Genomic DNA, 18281 nt, shown 5'->3' on the forward strand with positions numbered 1-18281 from the left:
GGGTTGGGGTACCTTCGGCGGAGGCGACGACGCAGAGGGCAGAGGGAGCGGCTGGGTTTCGCCTCGACTGCGGCGGAGCTCATCCCTGAAGCTGTCGAACAAATCGCGCAATGACTTGAACATGGGGGGCTTCCTTGTCCTATAGGAAGCCGTATCTGAACAACTGGGGATGCGATCGCCCAATCAGCCCTTTCGCTGTTTTGCGTCAGCCCTGGCTGATAGATCTCAATGCGGGATTAGTTGACGCAGCAGCGCTTCGAATGAAAAGACAGCCCCCTGCCGCATCGGGGAAGCGCCGCCGGGATGCGTGGACCGGCGGCACCGCGCCGACAACCCCCGGCGTGGCAGGAAGCTGCGTAAAACTCAGCGCCCGTAGCGTTCGCGGCCCCAGGCGATGAAGGTTTCCAGCATGCGCCGGAGCACCTGGGCGGTGGGCGCGGCGAGGTCTTCGCGATAGCCGAAGGGCACCCGCTCATCCATGTAGTTGCACTGCGCGAGCTCCAGCTGCACCGCGTGCACGTCCTGTTGCGGCTGGCCGTAATGACGGGTGATGTGACCGCCCTTGAAGCGGCCATTGAGGATGTGGCTGTAGCTCGGCGCCTCGGCGCACACCGCCACCAGGCGCTTGGCCAGTTGCGCATCGCAGCTGGCACCAGAGTTGGTGCCGATGTTGAAGTCCGGCAGCTTGCCGTCGAACAGGTGCGGGATCACCGAAGCGATCGAGTGCGCATCCCACAGCAGCGCGTAGCCGAACTCGGCCTTCAGGCGCGCCAGCTCGTCGGCGAGGATCTGGTGGTAGGGCGTCCAGACTTCGGCCAGGTAGCGCGCGCGCTCCTCGGCGGACGGCACTTGGCCGTCCTTGAACAGCGGGCGGCCGTCGAACAGGGTATCCGGGTACAGGCCGGTGGTGGCGGTGCTGTACAGCGGCTTGTCGTCGGCTGGGCGGTTGAGGTCGATGACGTAGCGCGAGTAGCCGGCGGCCAGGGTGCTGGCGCCCAGCTCTTCGGCGAAGGCGTAGAGCCTGGGAATGTGCCAGTCGGTATCGGCCAGCTCACGGGCTTCGTCAACCAGGCCGGCTTCCACCGCCGGGGTCAGGCGGGTGCCGGGGTGCGGCATGCTGATCAGCAGCGGCACGCGGCCGCGCTTGAAGGTCAGTACGTTATCCATGGGGTGATATCTCCAATACGGGCGAGACGTATGCATTGCCTGTAGGAGCGAGCTTGCTCGCGAACCAACCGCCGCTGCGGGGCTGTTCGCGAGCAAGCTCGCTCCTACAAAAGCGGTGTCACAACTCTTCGCCGTGACGAATGACGCGCTTGGGCAGGTCGCCGCCGAGCCAGTAGGCCAGTTCGGCGGGACGCTGGATGTCCCAGGCGATGAAGTCGGCGACCTTGCCCGCTTCCAGGCTGCCGTGGCTGTCGGCCATGCCCAGCGCCCGTGCGGCGTTGAGGGTGACGCCGGCCAGCGCTTCTTCCGGGGTCAGGCGGAAGGCGGTGCAGGCCATGTTCAGCATCAGGCGCAGGGACAGCGCCGGCGAGGTGCCGGGGTTGAGGTCGCTGGCGATGGCGATGTTCACGCCGTGCTTGCGCAGGGCATCCATCGGCGGCAGCTGGGTTTCACGCAGGACGAAGAAGGCGCCCGGCAGCAGCACCGCGACGGTGCCGGCCTCGGCCATGGCGATGGCGTCGCTCTCGTCCATGAATTCCAGGTGATCGGCGGACAGCGCGCCGTAGCGCGCGGCCAGGCTGGAACCGTGCAGCGAGGACAGCTGTTCGGCGTGCAGTTTCACTGGCAGGCCCAGGCGCTGGGCGGCCTGGAACACCCGCTCGACCTGCGCGGGGGAGAACGCCAGGTGCTCGCAGAAGGCATCCACCGCATCCACCAGCCCTTCCGCGGCCAGGGCTGGAAGGATGTGCTCGCAGATCTGATCGATGTACTCATCGGCGCGACCGGCGTATTCCGGCGGCAGCGCGTGGGCCGACAGGCAGGTGGTGCGCACCGTCACCGGCAGCACCTGTTCCAGGCGGCGGGCGACGCGCAGCATGCGCCGCTCGCTTTCCAGGTCCAGGCCGTAGCCGGACTTCACTTCCAGTACGGTCACGCCATCGGCCAGCAGCGGGCGGGCGCGCTTGACGGCGCTGGCCAGCAGTTCGTCCTCGCTGGCCTCGCGGGTGGCGCGCACGGTGCTGGCGATGCCGCCACCGGCGGCGGCGATCTCGGCGTAGCTGACGCCGTTCAGGCGCTGCTCGAATTCGCCGCTGCGATCACCACCGAACACCAGGTGGGTGTGGCAGTCGATGAAGCCCGGCGTGACCCAGGCGCCGCCCAGGTCCACCGTGCGTTCGGCGGCGACCGTCGGCAGCTCACTGCGCGGGCCGATCCATTCGATCAACCCGTCGCGGGTGACGATCGCCGCATCCTCGACGATCGAGTAGCGACCCTGGGCCAGGGTCGCTGCTTGGCAATGCTGCCAGAGAGTTCTCATAAACGGTCTCCTTATGTTGCGGTACAACCTAGCGGTTCAGACCGGCCTGTTCGCGGACCAGTTCGCCCTTGCCTGCACGCGGCTTGCACCAGATCAGGTAGGACGCCACCAGGAACACCACCCAGATCACGCCGACGATCAGCGCCGTCTGGGTATCCGGGAAGTAGCCGAGCACGCCGACGATGAACACCATGAAGGCGATCGCCAGGGCCGGGCCATAGGGCCAGAACGGTACCGGGAATTTCAGCTGGGCCGCTTCCTCGCGGCTCATGCCGCGACGCATGGCGACCTGGCTGACCAGGATCATCAGCCACACCCACACGGTCGCGAAGGTGGCGATCGAGGCGATCAGCAGGAACACGTTTTCCGGGATCAGGTAGTTGAGCAGTACGCCGACCAGCAGCGCGCCGCCCATCACCACCACGGTCAGCCACGGCACGCCGTGCCGGGAAACCTTGCCGAAGCTGCGCGGCGCCTGCCCCTGCTGGGCCAGGCCGTACATCATGCGGCCGGCGCCGAAGATGTCGCTGTTGATGGCCGAGATCGCCGCCGAGATCACCACGACGTTCAGCACGGCCGCGGCGGAGCCGATGCCCAGGTTGCTGAAGATCTGCACGAAGGGGCTGCCCTGGGTGCCGATCTGCGGCCAGGGGTACAGGCACATCAGGACGAACAGGGTGAGCACGTAGAACAGCAGGATGCGCGCTGGCACGGCGTTGATCGCACGGGGCAGGACGCGCTGCGGGTCCTTGGCCTCGCCGGCGGTGACGCCGATGATTTCGATGCCGCCGAAGGCGAACATCACCACGGCGAAGGAGGCGATCAGGCCGCCGATGCCGTTGGGCATGAAACCGCCGTGACCGACCAGGTTGCTCACGCCCATGGCGGCGTCAGCGCTGACGTGATGGCCCAGGCCGAAGAGCATGATGCCGAAGCCGGCGACGATCATCGCGACGATGGCGCCTACCTTGAGCAGCGACAGCCAGAATTCCATCTCGCCGAAGACCTTGACGTTGCACAGGTTCAAGCCACCGATCAGGAACACGATGCTCAGCACCCAGATCCAGCGCGGCACGTCGGGGAACCAGAAGCCCATGTAGATCCCGAAGGCGGTGATGTCGGCAATGGCGACGATGACCATCTCGAAGGCGTAGGTCCAGCCCAGGACGAAGCCGGCCATGGGGCCGAGGTAGGTGCTGGCGTAGTGACCGAAGGAGCCGGCCACCGGGTTGTGCACGGCCATTTCACCAAGGGCGCGCATGACCATGAACACCGCCGCGCCACCGATCAGGTAGGCCAGCAGCACCGCCGGGCCGGCCATCTGGATCGCCGAGGCCGAGCCGTAGAACAGCCCTGTACCGATCGCCGAGCCGAGTGCCATGAATCGAATGTGCCGGGCGGATAGCCCGCGCTTGAGACCGTCTTGCATTTCGCATCCTGTAATTGTTGTAGGCGAAAGACGGCACGAACCCTTTCAGTACAAAGGCTCCGTGCCGTGGGGGCCGGCCCGCAAGGGCCGGCGCCGGATCACAGGCTGGGCAGTACGCCGGCCGGCAGCAGGCCGGTCAGGCAGCCCTTGGCCAACAGCGCGGAGGCGGCCTCGATGTCCGGGGAGAAGAAGCGGTCGCGGTCATAGTGCGGCACTTCACGGCGCAGGGTCTGGCGAGCCTGCTCCAGCTTGGCGGAGGTCTTCAGGCCTTCGCGCAGGTCCAGGCCCTGGCAGGCGCCCAGCCACTCGATGGCAAGGACGCCACGGGTGTTCTCGGCCATTTCCCACAGGCGCTTGCCGGCGGCCGGCGCCATGGACACGTGGTCTTCCTGGTTGGCGGAAGTCGGCAGGCTGTCGACGCTGTGCGGGTGCGACAGGGCCTTGTTCTCGCTGGCCAGGGCGGCAGCGGTGACCTGGGCGATCATGAAGCCGGAGTTGACCCCGCCGTTTTCCACCAGGAACGGCGGCAGCTGGGACATGTGCTTGTCCATCATCAGGGAGATGCGGCGCTCGCTCAGGGAACCGATCTCGGCGATGGCCAGGGCGATGTTGTCGGCGGCCATGGCCACCGGCTCGGCGTGGAAGTTGCCGCCGGAAATCACGTCACCCTCGGCAGCGAACACCAGCGGGTTGTCGGACACAGCGTTGGATTCGATCGCCAGCACGTCGGCGGCCTGGCGCAGCTGGGTCAGGCAGGCGCCCATGACTTGCGGCTGGCAGCGCAGGGAGTACGGGTCCTGGACCTTGCCGCAGTCCTTGTGGGAATTGGAGACTTCGCTGGAGTCGCCGAGCAGGTCGCGGAAGCACGCCGCGGTGTCAATCTGGCCGCGCTGGCCACGGGCGTCATGGATGCGCGCATCGAACGGCGAACGCGAGCCGAGCGCCGCTTCCACGGTCAGGCTGCCGCAGGCGATGGCACCGGCGAACAGGTCTTCTGCCTGGAACAGGCCGCGCAGGGCATAGGCGGTGGATGCCTGGGTGCCGTTGAGCAGGGCCAGGCCCTCCTTGGCAGCCAGGGTCAGCGGTTCGAGACCGGCGACCGCCAGGGCTTCGCTGGCCGGCAGCCATTCGCCCTTGTAGCGCGCCTTGCCTTCGCCAAGCAGGACCAGGGACATGTGCGCCAGCGGCGCCAGGTCGCCGGAAGCGCCGACCGAGCCCTTCAGCGGGATGTGCGGGTAGACCTCGGCGTTGACCAGGGCGATCAGCGCGTCGATCACCTTGCGGCGGATGCCGGAGAAGCCGCGGCTCAGGCTGTTGATCTTGAGGACCATGATCAGGCGCACCATGGCGTCGTCCAGCGGCGCGCCGATACCGGCAGCGTGGGACAGCACCAGCGAACGCTGCAGGTTTTCCAGGTCATGGCTGGCGATGCGGGTCGAAGCCAGCAGGCCGAAACCGGTGTTGATGCCGTAGGCGGTGCGGTCCTCGGCGATGATGTTCTCGACGCAGGCAACGCTGGCGTTGATCGGAGCGTCGGCGCTGGCATCCAGGGTCAGGTGCACAGGGGCGAGATGGACTTGGCGCAGCTCGGCCAGGGTCAGGTATCCGGGTTTCAGGTGCAGTTTCATCGAAGGGTCTCCTAGGCCGCTCATCGGCATCGGCGTTGTCGCCGCCCGTGCCGGCAATTCAGGGTGTGGACGGCGGTTGTGCCGCCGTCTTTTCAAAAAATGGTTCAGGCCCCGGTCGCCGGATGTTCGGCACCGGAACTGCGCACCGCGGTACGGCGCGCGACCAGGTAATAGAGAGCTGCCGGGACCACCAGACCGATAATCCAGGAGATGTCCACGCCACCCAGCGCATCCACCAGCGGACCGGTGTAGAACTTGGTGGAGATGAAGGGCAGCTGAACCAGCACACCGGTCACGTAGACGCTGATGCCGGGGATATTCCAACGGCCATAGCGACCGTTCGGATCTGCCAGGGCCGGTACGTCGTACCGCTCGCGGCTGATGCAGTAGTAGTCCACCAGGTTGACCGCGCTCCACGGGGTGAAGAAGGCCAGCAGGAACAGAATGAAGGACTTGAACGCACCCAGGAACGAGTGCTGGCCGAGCAGCGCGATCAGGGTCGCGGCGCCAACGATCAGCAGCACGAACACCAGGCGTTGCAGGCGCGTCACCTCGAGGTGGCCACGGAAGCCGCTGATGATGGTGGCGATGCACATGAAGCTGCCATAGGAGTTCAGCGTCGAGATGGTGATCTTGCCGAAGGCGATGCTGAAGTACAGCAGCGCGGCGACCGCGCCGCTACCGCCCAGGCCGACGATGTAGGCCACTTCGTGGCCGGCGAACTGTCCGTTGGCCATGGCCGCGGCGAACACGCCGAAGATCATCGCCACCTGCGCGCCGATCACCGAACCGGCACCGACGGCGAGGAAGGTCTTCACCGACGAGGTCTTGCTCGGCAGGTAGCGGGAGTAGTCGGCCACGTACGGACCGAAGGCGATCTGCCAGGAGGCCGCCAGGGACACCGCGAGCAGGAAGCTGCCCCAGCTGAAGTGACGGATGGCCAGCAGCGCACCGACATCGGTCTCGCTCATCAGGCGGCTGAACAGGTAGACGAAGGCAATCACGCCGATGACGCTGGCGACACGGCCGATGACGTGGATAACCCGGTAGCCGAGGACGGTGACCAGCACGATCACGCTGGCGAACATCAGGATGCCGACGCTGTCGCTGACGCCGAACATCTGGCCCAGCGCCTGGCCGGAGAGCACCGTGCCGGTAGCCGTGAAGCCCAGGTACATCAGGCACACCAGCACCATCGGGATGGCCGCGCCGTAGACGCCGAATTGCACGCGGCTGGAGATCATCTGCGGCAGGCCGAGCTTCGGCCCTTGCGCCGCGTGCAACGCCATGACGCCGCCGCCCAGCAGTTGACCGATCAGCAAGCCGATCAGCGACCAGAACACGTCGCCGCCCAGCACCACGGCCAGGGCGCCGGTGACGATGGCGGTGATCTGCAGGTTGGCGCCCAGCCAGAGGGTGAACTGGCTGTAGAGCTTGCCGTGACGCTCGGCTTCGGGAATGTAGTTGATCGAGCGCCGTTCGATCAGGGGTTTGGAGCTATCACTTGCCTGGGACATCGTTATTGTTCTCCCGGGAAATTCTTGTTGTGTCGAAGCTCTTCCATACAGCAGACGGACCGAGCCGCCGCACCACGCCGTGCGGCGGCTCCCTTCCTGGTCCTGGCGGCGAACCGCCTGGGGCTTACTTGCCAGTGATCATCGGCAGGTTCAGCCCTTGTTCCTTGGCGCAGTCGATGGCGATCTGGTAACCGGCATCGGCATGGCGCATCACGCCGGTGCCCGGGTCGTTGGTCAGCACGCGGGCGATACGCGCAGCCGCTTCGTCGGTACCGTCACAGACGATCACCATGCCCGAGTGCTGGGAGAAGCCCATGCCCACACCGCCGCCGTGGTGCAGCGACACCCAGGTGGCACCGCTGGCGGTGTTCAGCAGGGCGTTGAGCAGCGGCCAGTCGGAAACGGCGTCGGAACCGTCCTGCATGGCTTCGGTTTCACGGTTCGGGCTGGATACCGAGCCGGAGTCCAGGTGGTCGCGGCCGATGACGATGGGCGCGGACAGCTCGCCGCTGCGGACCATCTCGTTGAAGGCCAGGCCGAGCTTGGCGCGCAGGCCCAGGCCAACCCAGCAGATACGTGCCGGCAGACCCTGGAAGCTGATGCGCTCGCGGGCCATGTCCAGCCAGCGGTGCAGGTGGGCGTCGTCCGGGATCAGTTCCTTGACCTTGGCGTCGGTCTTGTAGATGTCCTGCGGGTCACCGGACAGTGCGGCCCAGCGGAACGGGCCGATGCCGCGGCAGAACAGCGGACGGATGTAGGCCGGGACGAAACCGGGGAAGTCGAAGGCGCTGGCCACGCCCTCTTCCTTGGCCATCTGGCGGATGTTGTTGCCGTAGTCGAAGGTGGGCACACCCATCTTCTGGAAGTCCAGCATGGCCTGTACGTGGACAGCCATGGACTGCTTGGCGGCCTTGACCACCGCGGCCGGTTCGCTCTTCGCGCGGTCACGGTACTGTTCCCAGCTCCAGCCGATCGGCAGGTAGCCGTTGAGCGGGTCGTGGGCGCTGGTCTGGTCGGTGACCATGTCCGGACGCACGCCACGGCGCACCAGTTCCGGCAGGATCTCGGCGGCGTTGCCCAGCAGGGCGATGGAGATGGCCTTGCCTTCGCCGGTGTACTTGGCGATGCGCGCCAGGGCGTCGTCCAGGTCGGTGGCCTGCTCGTCGACGTAGCGGCTGCGCAGGCGGAAGTCGATGCTGGTCTGCTGGCACTCGATGTTCAGCGAGCAGGCGCCGGCCAGGGTGGCGGCCAGCGGCTGGGCGCCGCCCATGCCGCCCAGGCCGGCGGTGAGCACCCAACGGCCGGTGAGGTTGCCGTTGTAGTGCTGGCGGCCAGCCTCGACGAAGGTTTCGTAGGTGCCCTGGACGATGCCCTGGCTACCGATGTAGATCCAGGAACCGGCGGTCATCTGGCCGTACATGGCCAGGCCCTTGGCGTCCAGTTCGTTGAAGTGCTCCCAGCTGGCCCAGTGCGGAACCAGGTTGGAGTTGGCGATCAGTACGCGCGGGGCGTTGGCGTGGGTCTTGAAGACGCCGACCGGCTTGCCGGACTGCACCAGCAGGGTCTCGTCGTCATTCAGTTCCTTCAGGGTCTCGACGATCTTGTCGTAGCACTCCCAGTTGCGCGCGGCGCGGCCGATGCCGCCGTACACCACCAGCTCCTTCGGGTTTTCAGCCACCTCCGGGTCGAGGTTGTTCATCAGCATGCGCAGCGGGGCTTCGGTGAGCCAGCTCTTGGCATTCAGCTGGGTGCCGCGCGGGGCACGGATTTCGACGTCACGGAAACGAGTGGGCTTATTCATGGGGGCCTCCGGAGAAGGGGGTTATCTGCCTGTTCTTGTTCGTTCGCCCGGCAGGGCATGGAAATATGTAAACATGTATATACAATCATAATCAAGAAAATTTTTCGCACCGCCGATAGCCGCAGCAGCCCGCCAACAAACCCTTGAAAAACAAGGTGTTTAACTCGATACGCGGGCTCGACCGACGCCTTACACCGAAGCAGTCAGCGAAAAAATCGAGCAAAAAAACCATTCCCTCGGCAGGCCCGGCCACCGCTTTGCCGTTCCAACCGACCGAGACTGCCCTTGCCTGGCTCCGATCCGATGCCTTCATGGCCCTCCACGCTGCCCGCGCGATGCGGTCCTCAGCGAATCGGCCCGGCCTTATGCGCTGCGGGAATAAAATTCCCGCGCGACGTAACAATGGGTAACAACGCACTGTTCCCCGCCGTCTGTACAGATTTTTCCACAGCTGCGATGGCACCTTGCCCCACGGCGATCTCCGACCTTGGCACAGGGCTTGGCCTGCATATTGCTATTCACATGTATATACAAGATGAATCAATGCAGTACGTGTCCATAACAAGCCCCTCAACAAGAAGAGATGCCCATGAGAAAACTCCTGTCGATGATCCTGCTCTCCACCTGCGCACTCACCGGGCTCTCTGCCCACGCCGGCGCCATTGATGACGCGGTCAAGCGTGGCTCCCTGCGGGTCGGCATGGACCCGACCTACATGCCCTTCGAGATGACCAACAAGCGCGGCGAGATCATCGGTTTCGAAGTGGATCTGCTCAAGGCCATGGCCAAGTCCATGGGCGTCAAGCTGGAGCTGGTGTCCACCAGCTACGACGGCATCATCCCTGCCCTGCTGACCGACAAGTTCGACATGATCGGCTCGGGCATGACCCTGACCCAGGAGCGCAACCTGCGCATCAACTTCTCAGACCCCTTCATCGTGGTCGGCCAGACCCTGCTGATCCGCAAGGAGCTGCAAGGCGAGATCAAGTCCTACAAGGACCTGAACGATCCGAAGTACCGCATTACCTCCAAGATCGGCACCACCGGCGAGATGGTCGCCAAGAAGCTGATCGGCAAGGCCCAGTACCACGGCTTCGACAACGAGCAGGAAGCGGTAATGGACGTGGTCAACGGCAAGTCCGACGCCTTCATCTACGACGCCCCCTATAACGTGGTGGCGGTGAACAAGGCCGGCGCCGGCAAGCTGACCTTCCTGGAAAACCCCTTCACCTACGAGCCGCTGGCCTTCGGTCTGAAGAAGAACGACTACGACAGCCTCAACTGGATCAACAACTACCTGCGCCAGGCCCGGGAAGACGGCTCCTACGAGCGCATCCACAGCAAGTGGTTCAAGGACACCGACTGGCTCAAGGACATGGAATAAGCAGCCTGATATCCGGCAGGTCCCGGCCTCTCACCGGGCCCTGCCCCGCATGACCTTAACGCCCACGGTCGAGATCTCTCTATGAATACGCTTATACGACGCCTGCTGCCTGGCGCCGCCCTGGCCGGACAGCCGTCCGCGAAAAGCTCCCGCAAACAGGGCCAGTGGCCCTGGCATGCGCTGACCATCTTCCTGCTGATCGCGCTGGCCTATGGCCTCTGGTACTCGACCTCGCTGATCTCCTACGAGTGGCGCTGGAACCGCGTGCCGCAGTATTTCGCCTACCACGCCGAAGACACCCAGCGCGCCGCAGAGGCAGGCACCGTGGCGAAGATCGCCGACGACGGCGACCTCACCCGCGTGACCCTCACCGGCGAGAACGGCAAGGAGCAGGTACTGAGCGTTGCTCGCGACAGCCTGCAGGTCAGCCAGGGCGATGACATCGCCGAAGGTGACGCCGTCGGCGTGACGCGTCACTGGGCGGCCGGTCCCTTGTTCTGGGGGCTGTGGACCACCCTGTGGATCTCCTTCGTGTCCGGCGCCGTCGGCCTGCTGATCGGCCTGTTCACCGGCCTCTGCCGCCTGTCGAACAACCCGACCCTGCGCGACCTGTCCACCGTCTACGTCGAACTGGTACGCGGCACGCCGCTGCTGGTACAGATTTTCATCTTCTACTTCTTCATCGGCACCGTGCTGAACCTCTCCCGCGAGTTCGCCGGGGTAGCCGCGCTGGCACTGTTCACCGGCGCCTATGTGGGCGAGATCGTCCGCGCCGGCGTACAGTCCATCGCCCGCGGCCAGAACGAAGCCGCACGTTCGCTGGGCCTGAACGCCGCCCAGTCGATGCGCCACGTGATCCTGCCGCAGGCCTTCAAACGCGTGCTGCCGCCGCTGGCCGGGCAGTTCATCAGCCTGGTCAAGGACACCTCGCTGGTTTCGGTGATCGCCATCACCGAGCTGACCAAGAGTGGCCGCGAGGCAATCACCACCTCGTTCTCCACCTTCGAAATCTGGTTCTGCGTTGCAGCGCTCTATCTGCTGATCAACCTGCCGCTGTCGCAGATCGCCAACAAGCTGGAGCGGAGGCTCGGGAAAAGTGATTGAAGTCCGTGATCTGATCAAAACCTTCGACGCCCGTGGCCAACTGGTCCGTGCGGTCGACAACGTCGGCACCTCCGTGGCCAAGGGCGAAGTACTGGTGGTACTGGGGCCATCCGGCTCGGGCAAGTCCACCTTCCTGCGCTGCCTGAACGGCCTGGAGGAGCTGGACTCCGGCTCGATCGTCATCGACGGCGTCGACCTGGCCAACCCGAAGACCGACATCAACGCCTACCGTCGTGAGGTCGGCATGGTGTTCCAGCACTTCAACCTGTTCCCGCACATGACCGTGCTGGAAAACCTGTGCCTGGCCCAGAAGGTCGTGCGCAAGCGCGGCAAGGCCGAACGCGAGGAGAAGGCCAAGGCGCTGCTGGCCAAGGTCGGCATCGCCCAGAAGGCCAACGAGTACCCCTCGCGCCTTTCCGGCGGCCAGCAGCAGCGCGTGGCCATTGCTCGCGCGCTGTGCATGGAACCCAAGGTGATGCTGTTCGACGAACCCACCTCGGCGCTCGACCCGGAGATGGTCGGCGAGGTGTTGGACGTGATGAAGACCCTCGCCCAGGAAGGCATGACCATGGTCTGCGTGACCCACGAAATGGGCTTCGCCCGCGAAGTGGCTGATCGGGTGCTGTTCTTCGATCACGGCAAACTACTGGAAGACGCGCCGCCCGCGCAGTTCTTCGACCGACCGCGCGATCCGCGCGCGCAGGCGTTCCTCAAGCAGGTGCTTTGAGGTCGGGAGCGTGTTGAAAGGAAAGCCGCCTTTGGGCGGCTTTTTTTGTGCCTGCGCCAAGGGGGATGGACGAGCTCTCGTAGGAGCGGACCTTGTCCGCGAAGGCCCGCCGCCACCCCTACGTTGAAGGATGAATTCTTCCAGCGGGAGTGTGCGCAATGCGGGGTATTTACCTGTCAGCGGGAATTCCGTCGCGATGGATTTCGCGGACAAGGTCCGCTCCTACGGAAGCAGCCATACGGGTGTAGGGCATATAGGTTCGACGCTGTTCGCCGCTTGACCATGGGACGCCGGGGTGAACGTCGGAATGGCAATGAGATGAGGCGCATCAGCGTACAACCGCGAACGGTTGTACGCCCTGTCGGGGGCTTAACGGGGAAGCAGCTCGATCAGGCAGCAGGCGCCGCCCGCTTCAGCCCGCAGCTCGAACGCCGCGAGCTCCACATCGCCCTCGATGCGCAGGCAGTCATAGCGGCCCAGTTGCGCCCGCTCGGCGCCGTCCCGGCACAGTTCCAATCCTTGCGCCGCGCTGAACAGCAGCACGGTAGCGGCGGAGCTGAAGAAGCGCTGCGGCTGCTCCAGCGACAACCACTGCAGGCGGGCGCGATAACGCACCGGCGAATAGATCAGGTTGAAATCGCGAATGGCCCCACCCAGCAGGCGGCAGTCCACCTCGCTGTCGCCGGAGAAGGCGAAGGCATCGAGCTGGCGCAGCGGCCGGGACGCCTGGCCATCGACCGTCAGTTGCATCCCCTCGCCTTCCAGCACCGTGATGACCCGCTGATAGCCGTTGAACGCTGAGAAGCCGCCGTCGGCGCCGACATCGGCAATCGACAGGCGCCAGCCGAAGCCGTCCAGGCCCGCCCCGTCGTCACGGGCAATCTCCAGCGTGCTGCCGGCACCATTCTTCCAGGGCATGCGCGGGTAGTCGGCTGCCTTGAAGTGTTGAATCTGCGTCATGAACTGAAGCGCCCCTCCAGGCGATGGCGCGAGCCCGGATGGATCAGGCGCGCGGAAGTAACGGCCTGGTTGCCGGACCAGGTCCGCCGGCGAATCAGCAGGCACGGTTCGTTGTGCTCGATCTGCAGCAGGCGGCACTCCTCCGCCTCGGCCAGCACCGCCTCGACCACGTGCTCGCCCTCGGTCAACGGGGCGACGCGGGAGAGATAGGCGTAGGGCGTCTGGACGGTGAAGTCCTGCTTGAGGTACTCCGGCGCCACCGCCGCATTCACGTAGCGATCTTCCAGCTGGATCGGCACCCCGTTCTCGTAATGCACGATCAGCGAATGGAACACCCGCTGGCCGCTGCGCAGATCGAGGGCCAGCGCCCGCTCGGAGTTGGCCAGTTCCTCGGCCAGGCGAATCACCTTGCAGTGATGACGATGCCCCCGCGCGGCGATCTCATCGGCGATGTTGTTCACCGAGAACAGCGCGGAACGCCCCTTCGGCTCGGCGACGAAGGTCCCCACACCCTGCATACGCAGCAGCAGCCCTTCGGCGGTGAGCTCGCGCAGGGCGCGGTTGATGGTCATGCGACTGAAACCCAGCTCCTCGACCAGCTCGCTTTCCGACGGGACACGGTGGTGCGCAGGCCAGGTTCCGCTCTGGATCTGCTGGACGATCATCTGCTTGACCTGGGCATACAGCGGCGCAGGCGTATCGCTGAGCTGGGCCGCCAGCGACGAGGACCTCGACGGCGTTTTGATCACGGTGATTCTCCTTGTCATCTGCGAAAGCAGTTTACGCTCGATGCAAACACATGTATATGTATATACAAATAAATATGAGTTACACAGGTAACAAATCATGCCCGCTTTGATTGCACCCTGCGCATTGCTGCCCGAGGGTTGGGCCTACGACGTGCGCCTGGATATTTCCGCTTCGGGCGTCCTGGAGAAAATCTCCATCGGCGGTTCCAGCGAAGGCGCCGAACGCCTGCGCGGCCCGGTGCTGGCCGGCATGCCGAACCTTCACTCGCACGCCTTCCAGCGGGCCATGGCGGGCCTGGCGGAAGTCGCCGGCAACCCCAACGACAGCTTCTGGACCTGGCGCGACCTGATGTACCGCCTGGTCGGCCGCCTGTCGCCCGAGCAGGTCGGGGTCATCGCCCGCCAACTCTACATCGAGATGCTCAAGGCCGGTTACACCGGTGTCGCCGAATTCCATTACGTGCACCACGACGTCGACGGCAAGCCCTACGCCAACCCGGCTGAGCTGGCCCTGCGCGTCAGCCAGGCGGCGCGCGATGCCGGCATCGGCCTGACCCTGCTGCCGGTGCTCTACTCCCACGCCGGCTTCGGCGGCCAGGCGCCGAGCGAAGGCCAGCGCCGCTTCATCAACAGCACCGAAGGCTACCTGAAGCTGATCGACGGCCTGCGCGCGCACCTGGCGACCCAGCCGCAGCAGAGCCTCGGCCTGTGCTTCCACTCCCTGCGCGCGGTCACCCCGCAGCAGATCGCCGAAGTGCTTGGCGCCGATTCCATCGGCTGCCCGGTGCACATCCACATCGCCGAGCAGCAGAAGGAAGTCGACGACTGCCTGGCCTGGAGCGGCCGTCGCCCCTTGCAGTGGTTGTACGAGAACGTCGATGTGAACGAGCGCTGGTGTCTGGTCCACGCCACCCACGCCGAGGCCGACGAAGTGACCTCGATGGCTCGCAGCGGCGCCGTGGCCGGCCTGTGCCTGACCACCGAGGCGAACCTGGGCGACGGCATCTTCCCGGCGGTGGACTACCTCGCCCAGGGCGGCCGCTACGGCATCGGTTCGGACAGCCACGTGTCCCTGAGCGTGGTCGAGGAACTGCGCTGGATGGAATACGGCCAGCGCCTGCGCGACCAGCGCCGCAACCGCCTGTACGGCGCCAACCAGCCCATGGTCGGCCGCACCCTGTTCGACGGCGCCCTCGCCGGCGGTGCCCAGGCCCTAGGCCAGCCCACGGGCGCACTGGCCGTCGGTAAACGCGCCGACCTGCTGGTGCTCGATGGCAGCGATCCGTACCTGCAGACCGCCAGCGGCGACGCGATCCTCAACCGCTGGCTGTTCGCCGGTGGCGACCGCCAGGTGCGCGACGTGATGGTCGCCGGCCAGTGGCGGGTACGCGACGGCAAGCATGCACTGGAAGAACAGAGCGCCCGCGAGTTCACCGACGTGCTGCATGAGCTGCTGAACTGATCTGCGCGTAGCCGGCTTTTGTTCGCGAGCAAGCTCGCTCCTACGAAGAGCGCTCCGGCGTACGTGTAGGAGCGAGCTTGCTCGCGAACCGCACGGCACCGGGGCAATCACGGACAAAGTCCGCTCCTGCGCTTTTCCGCCCCCAATAAAAAACGCCCCGCGGGGCGTTTTTTATTGGAATGCGAAAGCAGTGTCGCATCCGACCCTGGCGCCAGCTCCCGCCGGCTTACTTCAGACCCTGGGCGGAGAACAGCAGCACCTTGTCACCGGCGTACTGGATGCTGATGAAGGCCTTGTCATCACCCCAGGTGCAGCTGGAAACGCCCAGCGCGCCGGAGCATTCGGTCGGCTTGCCGAGCAGGCTCTCGACCTCGGCCTTGGTCATGCCGGTTTTGATCTTGGAATAGTTATCCTGGTTGATCTTGCTGCAGGCAGCCAGGACGACACAGAACGCGACGAGCGCAAGGCGGCGGAAGGACATCGACAACTCCATTGTTTGGGGGACATGCCAACAAGCTTGGCACAGGGCGACCGGATCGGCCGCCGTGTTGGAGTCAGAAACGCGAGCCGGGTTCCCTGAGGAACTGCGTTTCCTCGGCGCTGCAGGGACGGCCGAGGATGGCGTTGCGATGCGGGAAGCGACCGAAGCGGGCGATCACCGCCTGATGCTTGCGCGCATAGGCGAGATAGCCGGCGAACAGGACCTTCTCGCTGTCGCTGGCTTCGGCCTGCAGCGCCTCGTACAGGCGCACCGCCTCGTCCTGGCTGGCCAGATCCTCGGCGTGCTCCAGCACGATGTAGACGAACACCCGCTCGATACGCGGCAGCTTGCGATCCAGCCCCGCCTCCAGACCCCGGCGCACCAGTTGCTGGGCGCGGGCGTCGCCGGCATAGGCGCGCGGGCTGTCGCGGAAGATCATGCGCGGCAGCTGGTCGAGCAGCAGGATCAGCGCCAGCCAACCCTGCGGCTCCTCGGCCCAGTCCTCCAGGCCGCCGTCCAGGGCCTGGCGCACCAGGCCGCCGAAACGGTTCTCGGAGTCCATGTCCTGGCAGGCGCTTTTGCCGAACCACAGCGCATTACGCTGCTCGGACACCTCGACGGCGTCCAGCGAGCTGCCGAACCACCAGTCCAGCAGTGCCTGCCAGTGAGCCCCTGCGGCCATCAGCCTTCCTTGTGGTAGGCGGTGGCGCGCTCGACTTCTTCCTTGGAACCCAGGAACACGGCGACGCGCTGGTGCAGGTTCTCCGGCTGGATCTCGAGGATGCGCTGGTGGCCGTTGGTGGCGGCGCCGCCGGCCTGCTCGATGATGAAGGACATCGGGTTGGCTTCGTACATCAGGCGCAACTTGCCGGGCTTCTCCGGCTCGCGGGAGTCACGCGGGTACATGAACACGCCGCCGCGGGTCAGGATGCGGTGCACGTCGGCCACCATGGAGGCGATCCAGCGCATGTTGTAGTTCTTGCCCAGCGGGCCTTCCTTGCCGGCCAGCAGCTCGCTGACATAGCGCTTCACCGGGGCTTCCCAGTGACGCTCGTTGGACATGTTGATGGCGAACTCGGCGGTGCTGGTCGGAACGGTGATGTTCTCGTGGGTCAGCACAAAGCTGCCCAGCTCGCGGTCCAGGGTGAAGCCCTTGACGCCGTTGCCCAGGGTCAGGATCAGCATGGTCTGCGGGCCATAGATGGCGTAGCCGGCGGCAACCTGGGTGGTACCCGGCTGGAGGAAGGCTTCCTCACGCAGGCTGTCGTTCTGGCTCAGGTATTCATGCGGGCAGCGCAGCACGGAGAAGATGGTGCCGACCGAGACGTTGACGTCGATGTTGGAGGAGCCGTCCAGCGGATCGAAGACCAGCAGGTAGGCACCCTTCGGGTACTTGCCGGGGATCTGGTAGGGATGGTCCATTTCCTCGGAGGCCATGCCGGCCAGGTTGCCGGCCCACTCGTTGGCTTCCAGCAGGATTTCGTTGGAAATCACGTCCAGCTTCTTCTGCACTTCGCCCTGCACGTTCTCGGTGCCCATGCTGCCCAGTACGCCGCCGAGGGCGCCCTTGGACACGGCATGGCTGATTTCCTTGCAGGCGCGCGCCACCACCTCGACGAGGAAGCGCAGGTCGGCCGGGGTGTTGTGACTGCGGGTCTGCTCGATCAGATAGCGGCTCAGGGTAACGCGGGACATGAAAGGCTCCAGGGGAGAAGGGGAAAATCAGGGCGCATTCTAGCGTGGAATCGGGCGCGACGCCTCCTGCGAGGTGGTCGCGCCGAATGCTTGGAACCCGCCAGCCATGGGCAGTTCCCCGGCCCGAAGCCCAGCTGCGGCCTTCAGCCGCGTCCCAGCTCGCCGTTGAGCGAGGCCTGGACGATCTCGACCCAGTAACCATCGGGGTCGGCGATGAAGGCGACGTTCTTCATGCCCCGCGCGAGTGGCTTGACGAACGGTACGCCGAGGGCCTCGAAGCGCGCGCAGGCGGCGTGGATATCCGGCACCGAGAAGCAGATGTGGCCGAAGCCGCGCGGCTCGCCGTTGCCGTTGTGGTACTGGCTGTCGTCGGACTCGGTGCCCCAGTTGTGGGTCAGCTCCAGCACCGACTCGCGGCCGAAGGTGTAGCGCTGGCGCTCGCCGGTGTCGCCGGGCACCGCGTGCCCCTTGGTATGGGCGAGGAAGTACAGGGAGAAGCGGCCTTCCTCGAAGTCCAGTCGGCGCAACAGGCGCATGCCCAGCACGCGGGTGTAGAAATCCAGCGACGGCTCCGGGTTCTTCACCCGCAGCATGGTGTGGTTGAACACGTAGTCCTGGGTGACGGCGTCCGGCTCGGCGCAGACGCCGGGTTGCAGTTCGGTGGTGAAGGTCATGGCGGGTCCTCGAAAAACGGACCGGCAGTCTAGCGGCGGGCAGAACGGGCGGGGTAACAGCGGGTTATTACGGCGGAGAGCCGGAGATTGGTGCGGGAACAGGAACCCCCTCACCCCTGCCCTCTCCCAGAGGGAGAGGGAGTAGTCCGGAGCGAGATCCAACTTCCGAAGCCATCCTTCAAGAA

16 protein-coding genes are annotated in these 18281 nt (G+C 65.4%); 4 read left to right on the forward strand and 12 right to left on the reverse strand.

All coding sequences use genetic code 11. From position 1 onward, the window contains the following. Positions 1-363: 363 nt before the first annotated feature. The 6 genes from hutG to hutU all read right to left on the reverse strand — a co-directional run bounded on the left by hutG (position 364) and on the right by hutU (position 8860). Complete coding sequence (hutG, locus tag J5M67_RS15635) at positions 364-1167, reverse strand: N-formylglutamate deformylase (RefSeq protein WP_207886258.1); 804 nt, start codon at positions 1165-1167, stop codon at positions 364-366. Between the two features lie 118 nt (positions 1168-1285). Further along, entirely contained in the window at positions 1286-2485 is a 1200-nt protein-coding gene (hutI, locus tag J5M67_RS15640) for an imidazolonepropionase (protein ID WP_207886259.1), read from the reverse strand. Between the two features lie 28 nt (positions 2486-2513). Then, positions 2514-3914, reverse strand: coding sequence for an amino acid permease (locus J5M67_RS15645; protein WP_207886260.1), 1401 nt, complete (start codon positions 3912-3914; stop codon positions 2514-2516). 98 nt (positions 3915-4012) lie between these two features. Continuing rightward, positions 4013-5542, reverse strand: a complete 1530-nt coding sequence (gene hutH / locus J5M67_RS15650) for a histidine ammonia-lyase (protein WP_207886261.1) — start codon at positions 5540-5542, stop codon at positions 4013-4015. A gap of 104 nt (positions 5543-5646) precedes the next feature. Further along, positions 5647-7059 carry a cytosine permease gene (locus J5M67_RS15655; protein ID WP_207886262.1) on the reverse strand — a complete coding sequence of 471 codons (1413 nt, stop codon included), beginning with the start codon at positions 7057-7059 and terminating at the stop codon, positions 5647-5649. A gap of 124 nt (positions 7060-7183) precedes the next feature. Beyond that, positions 7184-8860 carry a urocanate hydratase gene (gene hutU, locus J5M67_RS15660; protein ID WP_207886263.1) on the reverse strand — a complete coding sequence of 559 codons (1677 nt, stop codon included), beginning with the start codon at positions 8858-8860 and terminating at the stop codon, positions 7184-7186. 589 nt (positions 8861-9449) lie between these two features. Here hutU and J5M67_RS15665 point away from each other — a divergent pair. The 3 genes from J5M67_RS15665 to J5M67_RS15675 all read left to right on the forward strand — a co-directional run bounded on the left by J5M67_RS15665 (position 9450) and on the right by J5M67_RS15675 (position 12075). After that, positions 9450-10244: a transporter substrate-binding domain-containing protein gene (locus J5M67_RS15665; RefSeq protein ID WP_207886264.1), complete on the forward strand. Its 795-nt coding sequence runs from the start codon at positions 9450-9452 to the stop codon at positions 10242-10244. Positions 10245-10325: 81 nt separating this feature from the next. Further along, a complete protein-coding gene (locus J5M67_RS15670) occupies positions 10326-11348 on the forward strand; it encodes an amino acid ABC transporter permease (RefSeq protein ID WP_207886265.1) in 1023 nt (340 codons plus the stop codon). Next, a complete protein-coding gene (locus J5M67_RS15675; RefSeq protein WP_207886266.1) occupies positions 11341-12075 on the forward strand; it encodes an amino acid ABC transporter ATP-binding protein in 735 nt (244 codons plus the stop codon). Before J5M67_RS15670 ends, J5M67_RS15675 begins: the two co-directional genes overlap by 8 nt. A 369-nt stretch (positions 12076-12444) precedes the next feature. Here J5M67_RS15675 and J5M67_RS15680 read toward each other — a convergent pair whose 3' ends face one another. Further along, entirely contained in the window at positions 12445-13035 is a 591-nt protein-coding gene (locus J5M67_RS15680) for a HutD family protein (protein WP_207886267.1), read from the reverse strand. Further along, positions 13032-13781, reverse strand: a complete 750-nt coding sequence (gene hutC, locus J5M67_RS15685) for a histidine utilization repressor (RefSeq protein ID WP_368735935.1) — start codon at positions 13779-13781, stop codon at positions 13032-13034. The genes J5M67_RS15680 and hutC overlap by 4 nt, the downstream gene beginning before the upstream one ends. A 100-nt stretch (positions 13782-13881) precedes the next feature. On the opposite strand from hutC, the gene J5M67_RS15690 reads away from it, so the two are divergent. Beyond that, entirely contained in the window at positions 13882-15246 is a 1365-nt protein-coding gene (locus J5M67_RS15690; RefSeq protein ID WP_207886269.1) for a formimidoylglutamate deiminase, read from the forward strand. Positions 15247-15472: 226 nt separating this feature from the next. Here J5M67_RS15690 and bamE read toward each other — a convergent pair whose 3' ends face one another. From bamE to gloA, 4 genes are all read right to left on the reverse strand, one after another. Next, on the reverse strand, positions 15473-15727 hold the full coding sequence (gene bamE / locus J5M67_RS15695) for an outer membrane protein assembly factor BamE (RefSeq protein WP_207886270.1): 255 nt from the start codon (positions 15725-15727) through the stop codon (positions 15473-15475). Between the two features lie 73 nt (positions 15728-15800). After that, a complete protein-coding gene (locus tag J5M67_RS15700; protein WP_207886271.1) occupies positions 15801-16409 on the reverse strand; it encodes a DUF924 family protein in 609 nt (202 codons plus the stop codon). Beyond that, complete coding sequence (locus J5M67_RS15705) at positions 16409-17422, reverse strand: class 1 fructose-bisphosphatase (RefSeq protein ID WP_207886272.1); 1014 nt, start codon at positions 17420-17422, stop codon at positions 16409-16411. Before J5M67_RS15705 ends, J5M67_RS15700 begins: the two co-directional genes overlap by 1 nt. 143 nt (positions 17423-17565) lie before the next feature. Further along, positions 17566-18096: a lactoylglutathione lyase gene (gloA, locus tag J5M67_RS15710; RefSeq protein ID WP_207886273.1), complete on the reverse strand. Its 531-nt coding sequence runs from the start codon at positions 18094-18096 to the stop codon at positions 17566-17568. Positions 18097-18281 lie beyond the last annotated feature (185 nt).

It is taken from the genome of Pseudomonas sp. 30_B (genome assembly GCF_017491605.1).
Lineage (GTDB): Bacteria > Pseudomonadota > Gammaproteobacteria > Pseudomonadales > Pseudomonadaceae > Pseudomonas.